Origin of the sequence: Clostridium sp. Cult1, assembly GCF_021655095.1 — a bacterium.
Classification (GTDB): domain Bacteria; phylum Bacillota; class Clostridia; order Tissierellales; family Tepidimicrobiaceae; genus Schnuerera.
Window position 1 is genome coordinate 215012 of record NZ_PPXW01000001.1, and the last position, 13181, is coordinate 228192.

Sequence of the window (13181 nt, forward strand, 5' to 3'; positions counted from 1 at the left end):
GTTATTCATAGAGAATTCCTCCTTTATTTTGTGGTTTGTCGATTACATTATATCAAATAGAGGTTAATTCTCTATATTTTTTGCTTTTTTGTCCAACAAATATTTTACACTAAGGTAAATGATTTTACTTTAACCCCAATTCCACACATCGTTTTGCCAATATAGTCATTGGATCAAAATATTTTTTCGTTAGCCCTATTCTTTCAACTAAAACAGATAGTTCAGTACACCCTATTATAATAGGTATATCTTTATCTTTCATATATTTATTTACAAGGGATTCGAATTCCTGTAAGCTTATATTAAACTCGGAAGATTTTACTCCATATATCCATTTCATAATTGTTTTCTTATCTTCATCATCAGGTGTCAGTATATTTAAGCCTAGGTCATTAAAGGTTTTATCATAAATTTCCGCTTTATAAGTTCCTTCTGTTGATAAAAGCAAATAATCCTTATCTTTTGAATTATTTTTTTTAAGAAAGTATGCTGTTTCGTATATCATGTTTATAATTTTTACCTTTGTATATCTTTTAATATCATCATAAAAGTAATGGGCAGTGTTACAGGGTATAGCTATATAGTCAATCCCCATGGTTTCTAATTTAATAATAGATCTTGTCATCTCTATTCTAGGGTCTTCCCCTTTGTCTAAAATATAATCTGTTCTATCGGGAATCTTTGTATTATTATCTATAATGATATGCAAATGGTCCTGGTCTTTATCTGCATCAGTCAATTCGATAATCTTTCTAAACAATTCACAGGTAGCCAAAGGCCCCATGCCTCCTACAATTCCTAATATCATATACATTACCCCATTTCCAAATTTATTCTATAAAGTTTCAATTATTTTGCTTTCTTATTCATCGATTATACCATCTATTCTTATCCATTGGAAGATTTCTATTATATATTTAACTCAGGTTTAATTTTCCTTCAAATATGAAAAAAGATCCTAATCAATATAGGATCTTCTATGTATAGAGCACCAGTCGAAGTAATGATGAAATTCTATTTTGGTAAATATAGTAAGGAATTAAATAGTCATGTAATGGACGAGCTTATAGGGCTTAAGAAGTCTGGTAGATTGAAAGATTTTGTTGATTTAGATTTTACTTTCCACATTTATGCAACATCCATGTTTAATATACAGATCTACTTTAGGGACAATAATATAAAAGACGAAGAAAAAAGACTTCGAATAAAAAGGGATTTTTATATTAAATGGTTTCTAGATGGTATATTAAAAGATGAGGCTAGTTAATGGACAAGGTGCTGTACCTTGTCCATTATTATATCAAAATATTAAATGCAATATTGGCGCGGCTATTAATATAGATAATACTACTCTCTCTATCCATATTATAATATAATCCTTCATTGTAAGAGGTATTTCCGTAGCCATCATACAAGGAATTGAAGCTGAAAAGAAAAGAATTTCAGATACGCTTACTATTGCAATAAGAAACTTTGTTATTATAGGCGTTTCAGTTACCAATAATGCTGGTAAGAACATTTCTGCAATGCTTAGAGCATTTGCCTTAGCTGCTAGTAAAGGCTCTGGAATTCTCGCTAACAATGTAAATGGATAGAATATATACCCTACTATATCGAATAACGGTGTATATTCTGCTAGCACTATTCCTATTACTCCAATAGACATTAATAAAGGTCCTATTGACAAGGCTAATCTTATACCAGATTTAAAATTATCTAAAACACTTTCTACCACTGTAGGTGCATTGTCAAAGGCATCCATACCTTCCTCATAAGCCATCTTAAATCTATTACCTTCCACTAATTTTTCTGAGGTTCCTTCCTGATTTTTATAATATTTTTCTGGCTTTTTACTTAGAGGGTAAATCCTAGCTGTAATTGCTGTAACTATGAAAGTAATAATTAAAGTCAACCAAAAATATAATAGCCAGTAGTTCATAATATCTAAAGTATCCGCTACTATAATCATAAAGGTGGCTGAGACTGTTGAAAAGCCTGTAGCTATTATAGCAGCTTCTTTTCCAGTATATTTGCCTTCCTGATAGACTCTATCTGTAATGAGTAAAGCCAATGAATAGCTACCTACGAAAGATGCAACAGCATCTATTGCAGATCTTCCTGGAGTTTTCCAAATGGGTTTCATTATAGGCTGCATTAAAACTCCTATAAATTCCATCAAACCATAATTAACGAGGAATGCAAGGAATATGGAACCTATTGGCACTATCGTAGTAACAGATATAACTATTTTCTGATGAATAAATGGAATTACATCTTCTCTCATTAAGAACCCGGGGCCTTTATTAAAGATGGCCATAAAGACAAATACAATGCCTACCAATTTTATAAAGGAAAAAATAGTTGTTGTTTTATCCTTATTCCAGGTCTTGTTAATAAATGGAAGTAGTCCTCCAATAGTTACTATTAATCCAGAATATATTGCACCATAATAAGGTATAGTCCTAATATAGTTTACAATATGATCTAGAGGAATAGTACTTTTCCCATTTATAGTAATAGGTATAAAAAACATAAAGACTCCAACTGCAGCAAAGAGAATAAATTTAAAAATTTTGATTCCATCATATTCTTTTGCCATATACTTCCTCCTTTTTTAAAGAATTCTCAATTTTGATATAATTAATTATATCAAAATTTATTAATTTTTTATATACCGATTATTAATATAGTAATGTATGCTAATATTATAACATATAGTCAGTCAAGGAAATAACAATAACTAGTCTACTTTCCACTGTAATCTCAGATAAGTTTATAAAACTATCTAAATATAACCAAAAATCAATAAAGGGAGTAATATAAATATTACCCCCTTAAATCTTTCTACATCCCACTAAACAAGTAATTATAGATTAAATTTGCCCCATCTTCTCTATTTAATTCTGCTTTAGGATTTAAATTCCCATTATATCCCTCAACTATTTTTAGACCATATGCAATAGATATATACCCTTTTAATTCTGGTTTTATATCTTCTGTATCCTTAAATAAATCCTTATAAATTTCAGTTAGATCCGCAATTTTATCATATTTCAATGCCCTTATTATATATTTTATTCCTTCTTCCTTTGTGACGGTTCTTTCTGGAGCTTTTTCATCTTCTTTTATAATCCCAATATTAATTAAATATGAATATAGATTTTCCCTTGACTCATCTATTTCAAAATAAGGGCTATTTGCTTTTGCTAATAGGTATAGGAAATCCCCTTGCTTTATCTTTTCCTTTGGTTTAAACTCATCTCCTGGTAATGCAATACCATATTGAGCTAATATATTGATCTTATCCTTAGCATAACTATTATCTATATCCTTATAACTAACTACTTTAGGTATCTTATATGGTTCCCCCATATAATTCAATAAGGTTCCAGTTTTGGCATCGATTATGGATGGTTTTTCAGTTTTTAAACCATAGACCAAAAAAGCTTCTTTCTTATTCTTAACAATTCCTTCATATCTATCAGGATTAATATATTTTAACTCCATGCCTATATCGTTAAATAAAATGTCATAAGCTTTATCTGCAGACATTACTTTATCCTGTGATGGAAATTCTCTATTACTCCAAGTAATTCTATATTCTATTATCTTACCACTAACTGCATCCACTGTAATGGATATACCATCTTGGTCTACATAAGCATTATCAATTTTTCTGATGAACTCAAAAGAATAGCTCCTTTGTTCTTCTAAAGGTCTAAACCCTTCATGACTCTTTCTTAATTCAACTAACTTAAATTTATCTGGAGCAGTTTTCTTGATGTATTCCTTTGCAATTTCTAGAGACTGTTCTTCATTATATTGTATCTTTTTATCTGATTCTTCCTGTCCAAATTTATAAAAGGATACCAGTTCTTTAGTTTTTGCATCTATACTTATATTGGCATAATAGGCCTTAGAATCTGAACCTTTTATGAATTCTAATTGCCAATTATAACTATCATCAGATCTCCAATTTTTATATAGGCTTACATAATTCAATTTATATTCTGAATCCAATTCTAAAATCTCTCTACCAATCTTTTCAGCTTCTTTTTGAGAAATAAGACCTGCAACGTTTTCCACTGCTTCCTTCTCATCTGGGGATAACTCTTCTGTTGGAACAGCTCCACCAGCTCCCATATCAGCATTTTTTTCATAGATTGGGAAATAATCATTTAAGGGAGTCACTTCCCCATCTTTAGCATTAATTCCTAAGTTAGTACTTAATGGACTATACGCTAAAAATATTTTTGGGCTTCTATCCCTATAGCTTGTTTTATATATTAAATCTAGTCCTATCTTTTCTTTATACAATCCTTGAGCTTTTTCTAAAGAGATTATGTCCTTTGAATCTACAAATTTTAAATCCATATCCCAATTTGCATAGTAATTTCTTACTTCCCCAGTAGTGTTATCAACATATATATCAATATTGTTGTTATAATAAGGGATATCATTTTCAGTCCTTACGAAATAATAATTATACCCATCTAAATTGACGTTTAAAGGCTCTGATACCTCTATTTGTTTTATATTATCTATGAATTTAGGAGCTGCTTTTTTAATGAAATCCTTGGCAATCTTTAATCCTTCTTCTTTACTTATCTTTGGTGGTTTAGGTCTATGTTCCACATAAATTGGCTTCCATTTCCCATAACTTAATACGGTTCCATCTACAGCCATAGAAATATCTACACTGCCAAGCTTTTCTTTGCTATCCGACCAATTTAAATAAAATACTGTAGATCCATCTCTAGAACTTACACTGTGTTCAAATTTATCGTATTCACTTCCAATATTAAATAATTCTTTACTTTTCATAATAGCTTCTTTCAATTGCTTGTCGTAATCCTGTTGTGCAAAAGAATTAAATGGAATAAAAGTCAAAACCATTATAAAAGTCAATAAAAAGGATATTTTCCTTTTCAACCAAATCCCCTCCTTTTAATTTGAAACCCTATGTAATTGCAATCCTAAACTTATATATATTATACTGTGAATTTGAAAAATAGAAGTTACAAACAAGTTACGATTAGTAGAATATTCTATGGCTCCCTTTGTCCATAGGTTTCAAATTTCTCTAGCATCAATATCATCTCTTCTTCTGGAAGGATTACTGGTTCTCCAATACATTTGGCTCTATAATATAATTCTGCACAATATTCAATTTCTTCAGTTATATTAAAAGCATTTGGCAAATCCTTGGCCCCAACTAAAAGACCATGGTTTGCCAATAATACTGCTTTTCTACCTTTCATAGCTTCAAAAGCATTTTCTGCTAGCTCCTTAGTACCATAAGTTGCGTATTTTGTACATCTTATATCTAGTCCTGCTAAAGCAACCATATAGTGGACTGGTGGTAAAGACCAGTTTAAACAAGCTAGAGTAGTTGCATACATAGTATGAGTATGAATCATTGCATCTATATCGGTCCTTCTTTCATAAAATATTCTATGCATTTCTGCCTCACTAGAAGGGGTTTTATCTCCTTCTATCTTTTCACCTTTAATATTTAAAATTACTATATCTTCTGGTTTAATTTGAAAATAATCAATACCAGAAGGGCTAATGGCCATTAACTTTTCTTCTCTATTATAAATACTTAAGTTCCCTCCAGTACCTTTAGTTAGGCCTGTAGTAGAAAGTCTCTTTCCATATTCAACGATTAACTCTCGTTCCTTTTTCATAAGCATAAGGCTCACCACTCCTAAAACTATACTTCCAAATTTTCTATCATAAAATATTTCTTTTATTTAATTTTTAATATATTTTCTTTAAAGGGAGGCTTCAATATCCCTTTTTCCGTAATAATTCCTGTTATATGTTCATTAGGCGTTACATCAAAAGCTGGATTGTATACATCTATTCCTTCTGGAGCTATCCTAATGTTTTCAATATAAGTGACTTCTTTGCTATCTCTTTCTTCTATATCTATTTCTTTTCCCGTATTAATATTAAAATCTATTGTAGTAGTTGGAGCAACTACATAGAAAGGTATATTATATTCTTTAGCCAATACGGATAACATAAAGGTACCTATCTTATTAGCTGTGTCTCCATTTAAAGCAACTCTATCTGCCCCTACTAATATAAGATCTATCTTTCCATCTCTTATCAATGTAGCTGCTACACTATCTACAATAAGTGTAGATGGAATACCCTCTTCTACCAATTCCCAAGCAGTAAGCCTTCCACCTTGAAGTCTTGGCCTGGTTTCATCTGCATAGACAAATATATTCTTTCCACTGTAAAAAGCTTCCCTAATAACTCCTAATGCAGTTCCAAATCCAGCAGTAGCTAAAGCTCCTGTGTTACAATGAGTCAGTATAGTTGCATTTTGACCAACAATTTGATTACCGTGTTTCGCCATTTTCTTATTGGTTTCTATATCTTCATTTAATATTATATCTGCTTCTCTTTTTAATTTTTCATATATATTGCCTACTGGCAAAGCCTTACTTCTTTCTATAATATTTCTCATTCTACTTATAGCCCACATTAAGTTTACAGCTGTAGGTCTTGATCTATTCAATAAGTCTAAAGCTTCTTCCATATTAGCCAAAAATTTTTCCTTATTCTCTTTTAAAAACTCTTTTGCAGCCAATACTACTCCATAGGCTGCCGTTGCTCCTATGGCTGGTGCGCCACGCACAACCATATCCTTAATAGCAAAATCTACATCCTCATAGGTTTTACATTCAAATATTTCATAAGAAATAGGTAGTTTCCTTTGATCTATTAGATATAGGGTATCTTTTTTAAATTCAATTGTTCTAATTTCTTTCATATATTTCTCTCCTTTCCAATGAAGAAGTTTTTCGTCTTAATTGAATGTTATCATTTTACAATATTTCTGTAAACAATCTGTTAATTATTTACCTCTTACAACAATTTTATGGGAAATTGTAAAAAATATTATTAAATCATGTATAAACTAAAACTATATGGTATAATCAAATAAGATTAATATTAGAAAGGTGGAAGATTATTGATAGAGCAAACAGGCAAAAAAAGAATTATCGCATTACTTATTGCCCTAGTAATAATAGTAGGAGCATTAGTAACTGTAAAATTAGGTTTTAATGGAAGCAGTAAAGAGGAAAATGTAGTAGCCCTTGTTGGCGATGAAAAAATTACTAAGGATGAACTATATGATTTATTAGTCAAGGCTAATGGACAAGGAGCTCTAGATGTATTAATCGTTAATAAAATTATACTTTTAGAATCAGAAAAACAAAATATTAAAATTACTGAAGAAGATATTAAAGAGGAAACTGATAAAATGGTGGAAACCTTAGGGGGAAAAGAAGCTTTCGAATCAGCTCTTCAATATTATGGATATTCTGAGGATGATATGAAAAAGGAAATAGAGATGAACTTATACCTTACTAAACTATTAGAACCAGAAATTCCTATTACTGATGAAGAAATGAAAAATTATTTTGATGAAAATAAGGATTCCTTTAAGCAAGGAGAAGAAGTCAAGGCTCGCCATATATTAGTTGAAACTGAAGAGACTGCATTGGAAGTTAAAGAAAAACTATCTAATGGAGAAAGTTTTGAAGATCTTGCAAAGGAGTACTCTACTGATTCTAGTAATAGTGAACAAGGTGGAGATTTAGGCTTTTTTGGAAGAGGAAAGATGGTAGCAGAATTTGAAGAAGTAGCCTTTTCATTAGGAATTGGAGAAATTAGTGATCCTGTTAAAACAAATTTTGGATACCATATTATTAAAGTAGAAGATAAAAAGGAAGCAAAAGAAGCTAATTATGAAGACAATAAAGATAAAGTAAAAGACATATTATTCCAAGAAAAATTCCAAGAAGCATATAATACTTGGATACAAGATAAACTTGAAAAATACGAAATACAAACCTTCTTATAATAGTCTGAACAAGGGATTAGCCCTTGTTCAGTTTTTATGTTATAATTATAAAATATATTTCATACTATGTAAATATATTCTATGCCCTTTTATTTTTCAAAACCAATTATTTTCCTATTCCTTATTAGATTTCCTTTGGCATAGACATTGTTTCAACTATAATCGACTTTTGGAGGGATTGTATGGAAAAAGATTTAAACAGATTAGAGTTTTACGGCGGTGAATGGGTATCATTTTTACCTTTTATTGTATTTCTAATATTAATAATTATTACCACTTTTCATTTTGGATCAATTTCGGATGGAGCCCTATGGATACCAGCTTTTATTGCATTAGTAATAGCTTTCTTCTTCGCTAAGGACAAAAAACATTTCGCAAATACTATTATTAAAGGCATGGCTAGTGAGGAAGCTATTATTCCCATAGTGTGTTGGTTATTTGCTGGAGTTTTTTCTAGAATCCTTCGTACTTCAGGTTTAGCCAATGGTATAGCAGGAGTTGCTGCTTCCATTGGAATAAAAGGAACATTTTTCATAGTAATATCATTCATTGCATCAGCTATCTTTGCTACAGCTTCTGGTACAGGCTTTGGAACAATTGCTGCAGGTATGGGAGTTTTATATCCCGCTGGTATTTCCCTAGGAGCTCATCCTGCATTATTGGCAGGGGCAATAATCTCTGGCGGAGCTTTTGGAGATAACCTTGCTCCTATATCAGATACTACTATCTGCTCAGCTACTTCTCAAGGGGTGGATGTGCCTGGTGTTGTAAGATCAAGATTAAAATATGCATTAACAGCAGGAGCTATAACAATAATTGGAATAATAATTATAGGTATAGGATATGATGGAAGCATTTCAACTGTAGAGGCAATTCAATACGATCCAAAAACCCTTTTAATGTTAATTCCTGTAGCCTTAACAATCTGGATTGCAATAAAGTCTGGTGATATTATCATAGCTACAACTATAGGTTCTGTAATATCTGGAGCTACAGCTATTTTAGCTGGATTAATAGATTTTATCCAAATTGATCCAGCAGCAAATATAACTAAAGAGGCTTTAATTCGTGTTTCAGGAACAGGCTTAGATAGAACAGTAGATGGAGTTATATACACAGGACTAAATAGCATGATTCAGGTAATAATTCTAGCCCTCCTATTGTTCGGTTCTATTGCTATTATGAGAGCAGGACATGGGGATGTAAAATTACTAAATGCCCTTGAAAAAATAGCGAATAGTCCAAGAGGAGCAGAATTTGTAATTAGTATTATGATTATAGTTCTTTCTGGATTAATGGGGCTCAATGCTCCAGCTATATTAGCAGTAGGTGCCTCTTTTGCGAAACCACTAGGCCAAAAATATGGCATTAGCCCATATAGGGTTGCCAATTTATTAGATGCTCAATCCAATACATTTGTATACTCTCTACCATGGACACCAGCGGTCATCTATACAATAGGTTTTGCTAAAGATAGTGCTGCTCCTCTTACAGCTACTCAAATTACTCCATATGTACTTTACGCCTATGCTATGTTGGCAGTAATGTTTGTAACTATAATTTTAGGGATTGGAAGATATGATAATATGGATAAATCAAAACAAGCATCTGATTAATCTAATTTGGAAAATGAGGTGAAAAAGACGATCCTCTTAATAGTTAATAGAAATAAGAGAACAAGTGATAATCAGCTTGTTCTCCTCTAATTACATCATATCATTCATGAAGCATAGCTTCAGAATTAATCCTCCCAGCTGTAGGAAAAACAATAGTTATACGAGTACCTATATCTACCCTACTTAATATTTCAAAATAAGCTCCATGCCTTTCTATTATCCATTTAGCAATTGACAGGCCTAAACCGGAACCTCCCGTTTCTCTTGCTCTAGATTCATCTGAACGATAAAAACGGTCAAATATATGAGGCAAATCTTCAGCCTCTATTCCAATTCCACTGTCTTGCACTATAATATGGATATGTCCATTTTCATCAATAATCCTTAAAATTATTCTATCTCCTCTAGGTGTATACTTCATACTATTATCTACTAATATCCTTAAGGCTTGTTTTAGAAGCTGTCTATCTGCATTAATATAAGCTGGTCTAATTAAATCAATTTCAAAATTATGGCTTTGGTCAATTAGTTCAGCTTCTCGAATTATCTCATCCACTACTTCACAAGCATCTAATACTTCTTTGTGAAGTTGAATAGTTTCATTATCTCCTCTAGCAAGAAAAAGAAGCTTTTCTACTAAATCCTTCATGTTTTCTGCCTCTGTTTTAATTGCATCGATTGCTTCTTCCATAGTCTTCTCATCTTTTTTCCCCCACCTATCTAAAAGGTTCACATATCCTTGTATAACGGATATAGGGGTTCTTAGTTCATGGGAAGCATCAGATACAAATCGAACTTGAGATTGATATGAAGCATTAATACGATTTAGCATATCATTTATAGCAGAAGCTAAATCTTTAAGTTCATTTTGAGAACTATCAATAGATATACGACTATCAAGTCTATTAGCATCAATATTACTAATGGCTCCTGCTAAATCCTTAATATAGGTCCCATCAGCCATAGATGATACTTCTTTATTAATGCTTTTTGCCGTTTCAGACAAATCAGTCAAAGGTTTTAGGGTTTTCTTTATCATCCTTGAACCTTTACCTATTTCTCCAATTAGTATTAATAGCTCAAATATTAAAATGATGAGGAACAAATATATGAATAGCCTTAAATCTGAACCTAAAGAATATATAGTTTGATAAGGTAAATCATCAATAGTAAATCCAATAACATATCTTACTGATTCAATCTTTTTAAGCAGTCTCAACTCTCTACCATATTTAGGTATATTAATACTCCGTTTTGCATCAAGAATTTTTACAGGTAATCTTTTTTGAATTTCCTTAGGAAGTTTAATACCTTTTGATAGCTCCTTCCCTACTAATACTTGATAGCTTTTACTTCTATAGTTTATAACTTCTGAATTATTGCTATATTTTTCTATACTGCCTATTATCTCTTGAGCTCCTTCTTCAGCTTTCCATAGAATGACAAAAGACGCCATTAAAATAATAAGAATATTGATTGCCAAAAATCCAGAAAGTAGTCTTCCTATCATTCCTACATTAAGTTTTATAACAAGGGATGAACGTATTTTTGCAGTTATATTGGTTGAGGATTTGTTTTTATTATTCATCTTTTATTAGATACCCCACTCCCCGGACAGTGTAAATTATTTTTAATCCAAAAGGTTCTTCAATCTTTGCACGAAGATATCTGATATATACATCTACTGCATTGGTTCCACCTGAAAAATCGTAATCCCAGATTTCCTCAAGAATAGTTTCACGACTTAATACAATATTTTTGTTTTTCAATAGATAATGTAATAAATCAAATTCACGTTTTGTTAAATGGATTAAAGTATCTTTCACCCGGACTTCTCTTTTCATAGGATCAAGGTGTAAGCTGCCTATAACCAGTTCAGAGGTTTTCTCAAATTCATTATTTATATCCTTTTTCCTTAGCGCTACTCTGATTCTAGCTAGCAATTCCTCTATTGCAAAGGGTTTGGTAATATAATCATCAGCCCCTCCATCAAGGCCTGTAACTTTGTCTACTACTGCATCTCTAGCTGTAAGAAGAATAATAGGTAGATCAGAAAATTGTCTGATCCTTCTGAGGACCTCAATTCCATTTATACCTGGAAGCATGATATCTAGTAAAATTAGGTCAAAGGGCTGGGTTCTAGCGAATTCCAGCCCATCCCTTCCATTAAAAGCCTTTTCTACTTCATATCCCTCATACTTAAGCTCCAATTCAATAAAACGTGCTATTTTTTCCTCATCCTCAATTATCAGAATTCTCCCCATTAGATTTCTCACCTTTTACTTCCTTTTTTAGATTCTCAGCTACATCAGCAACTGAGTCCATGGCACGGTTAACATTCTCTTTTCCTAAATCTGGACCACTGAACATATATCTGTATCCAAAGAATAATCCTAATATTATAATAGGAATAGTAATCCAGAAAGTAAATATTAGGAGAACTGCCAGTACAGTTACCGGTATTGCCATTATTTTATCTCCATCTTTAATAACTTCAAAATGATTCTTATTCCCTCTATTTATTATTTCGCCACACCATCTAAAAAACCTACCTACTAACTCTCCAAAGGATGTGCCATCATTAACTTTTCTTTCATCTTTGGTGGTTCCTTCATGCTGTCCGTTGTTTTTGTTTTGTTTAGAATTTCTTGAACTATAATAACCTCCACCTTTAGGTGGGTCTATACGGTTCCGTTTTTCTAGATTGATTATTGCTTCAAGCATATCTCCATTGGTTTCCTCTAGGGCTGCTTTTGCCTCATCATAAGATATATTAGCTCTCTGACGTAATTTCTCAACCTGCTCTAAAGTAATCATAAACATAACCTCCTGTTATTTAATGTAACTTAATTATAACAACAGAAGCTTTGAAAACCATTTAAGAAAGATTAAAATTTGATTAAAATTCTAAAAAGTATTCCGATTTTTTTACAATCATATCATATTAATACTATTTTATCAATGAATCTTATGATGTAGGTAATGAAAATAATGTAGTTTCTGATAATTGTCTAAAAGCTGTTTACATAATATATTAGTTCCTATATAATATTGTTTATTGTAAATCATGCAATGGCTAAGCCCTAAATTTTTAGGTACGAGGAAAGCAACACAAGGGGTAACCCCCTGAAGGAATGCTAACTTCGGAGATAAAATTTAGGAAGGGGTGCATAAAAATGAAGAAAATTGCACATATTTTGTTGATCATGCTGATATTAGTAACAGTTACTGTACCGGTATCGGCTAGTGGCTATTCCATAACATTGCAGTTTAGACATCGTGGGGATGATGTTCGTAAACTTCAACAAACTCTAAATCAGAAAGGCTACTATAACTATAACATAGATGGAATATATGGAGTTATAACGGAAAGAGCTGTTATCAACTTTCAAATAGACCATCATATAAGAATTGACGGTATCGCAGGGCCAGAAACTCAAAGAGCTTTGCATGGCAATTCCACATATTTCTTTAATCCAGGTAAAGCAGCTGGGACATGGATAGTAAAAAACAAAACCTATGTATCAAGAATTGGTGGACATGTATTCTACCAATAATAAGTCAGGGGTACAGCCCTAACTTATTATTTGGTATATAATATTAATTTCCACTAAATAGATAATTATATATTATATTTGCTGCATCTTCCCTTTTTAGTTCTGCTTTAGGATTTATAT

12 protein-coding genes are annotated in these 13181 nt (G+C 31.7%); 4 read left to right on the top strand and 8 right to left on the bottom strand.

What is annotated here, in order from left to right:
* Window positions 1–124: 124 nt before the first annotated feature.
* Complete coding sequence (locus C3E89_RS00925) at window positions 125–808, bottom strand: aspartate/glutamate racemase family protein (RefSeq protein WP_236910624.1); 684 nt, start codon at window positions 806–808, stop codon at window positions 125–127.
* A gap of 171 nt (window positions 809–979) precedes the next feature.
* Here C3E89_RS00925 and C3E89_RS00930 point away from each other — a divergent pair, with 171 nt between their 5' ends.
* Window positions 980–1267: a hypothetical protein gene (locus C3E89_RS00930; RefSeq protein ID WP_236910625.1), complete on the top strand. Its 288-nt coding sequence runs from the start codon at window positions 980–982 to the stop codon at window positions 1265–1267.
* Between the two features lie 33 nt (window positions 1268–1300).
* Here the strand turns inward: C3E89_RS00930 and C3E89_RS00935 are convergent, their stop codons facing one another.
* The 4 genes from C3E89_RS00935 to mtnA all read right to left on the bottom strand — a co-directional run bounded on the left by C3E89_RS00935 (window position 1301) and on the right by mtnA (window position 6790).
* On the bottom strand, window positions 1301–2599 hold the full coding sequence (locus C3E89_RS00935) for a YjiH family protein (RefSeq protein WP_236910626.1): 1299 nt from the start codon (window positions 2597–2599) through the stop codon (window positions 1301–1303).
* Window positions 2600–2844: 245 nt separating this feature from the next.
* Complete coding sequence (locus C3E89_RS00940; protein ID WP_236910627.1) at window positions 2845–4932, bottom strand: S-layer homology domain-containing protein; 2088 nt, start codon at window positions 4930–4932, stop codon at window positions 2845–2847.
* A gap of 116 nt (window positions 4933–5048) precedes the next feature.
* Window positions 5049–5696: an L-fuculose-phosphate aldolase gene (locus C3E89_RS00945; RefSeq protein WP_236910628.1), complete on the bottom strand. Its 648-nt coding sequence runs from the start codon at window positions 5694–5696 to the stop codon at window positions 5049–5051.
* 56 nt (window positions 5697–5752) lie between these two features.
* Window positions 5753–6790 carry an S-methyl-5-thioribose-1-phosphate isomerase gene (mtnA, locus tag C3E89_RS00950; protein ID WP_272876546.1) on the bottom strand — a complete coding sequence of 346 codons (1038 nt, stop codon included), beginning with the start codon at window positions 6788–6790 and terminating at the stop codon, window positions 5753–5755.
* 201 nt (window positions 6791–6991) lie between these two features.
* Between mtnA and C3E89_RS00955 the strand changes: the two genes are divergently transcribed.
* Window positions 6992–7888, top strand: a complete 897-nt coding sequence (locus tag C3E89_RS00955) for a peptidylprolyl isomerase (RefSeq protein WP_236910629.1) — start codon at window positions 6992–6994, stop codon at window positions 7886–7888.
* Between the two features lie 182 nt (window positions 7889–8070).
* A complete protein-coding gene (locus C3E89_RS00960; RefSeq protein ID WP_236910630.1) occupies window positions 8071–9504 on the top strand; it encodes a Na+/H+ antiporter NhaC family protein in 1434 nt (477 codons plus the stop codon).
* Window positions 9505–9604: 100 nt separating this feature from the next.
* Here C3E89_RS00960 and C3E89_RS00965 read toward each other — a convergent pair whose 3' ends face one another.
* Genes C3E89_RS00965 through C3E89_RS00975 form a run of 3 tightly spaced genes read right to left on the bottom strand, consistent with a single transcriptional unit; the run spans window position 9605 to window position 12321 of the window.
* Window positions 9605–11092: a sensor histidine kinase gene (locus C3E89_RS00965; RefSeq protein WP_236910631.1), complete on the bottom strand. Its 1488-nt coding sequence runs from the start codon at window positions 11090–11092 to the stop codon at window positions 9605–9607.
* Entirely contained in the window at window positions 11085–11768 is a 684-nt protein-coding gene (locus C3E89_RS00970; protein ID WP_236910632.1) for a response regulator transcription factor, read from the bottom strand. Before C3E89_RS00970 ends, C3E89_RS00965 begins: the two co-directional genes overlap by 8 nt.
* The gene (locus C3E89_RS00975) at window positions 11746–12321 is read right to left on the bottom strand and encodes a DUF4342 domain-containing protein (RefSeq protein ID WP_236910633.1); all 576 of its coding nucleotides are present in this window, start codon (window positions 12319–12321) and stop codon (window positions 11746–11748) included. The genes C3E89_RS00970 and C3E89_RS00975 overlap by 23 nt, the downstream gene beginning before the upstream one ends.
* 359 nt (window positions 12322–12680) lie before the next feature.
* On the opposite strand from C3E89_RS00975, the gene C3E89_RS00980 reads away from it, so the two are divergent.
* On the top strand, window positions 12681–13061 hold the full coding sequence (locus C3E89_RS00980) for a peptidoglycan-binding domain-containing protein (RefSeq protein WP_236910634.1): 381 nt from the start codon (window positions 12681–12683) through the stop codon (window positions 13059–13061).
* Window positions 13062–13181: the final 120 nt, after the last annotated feature.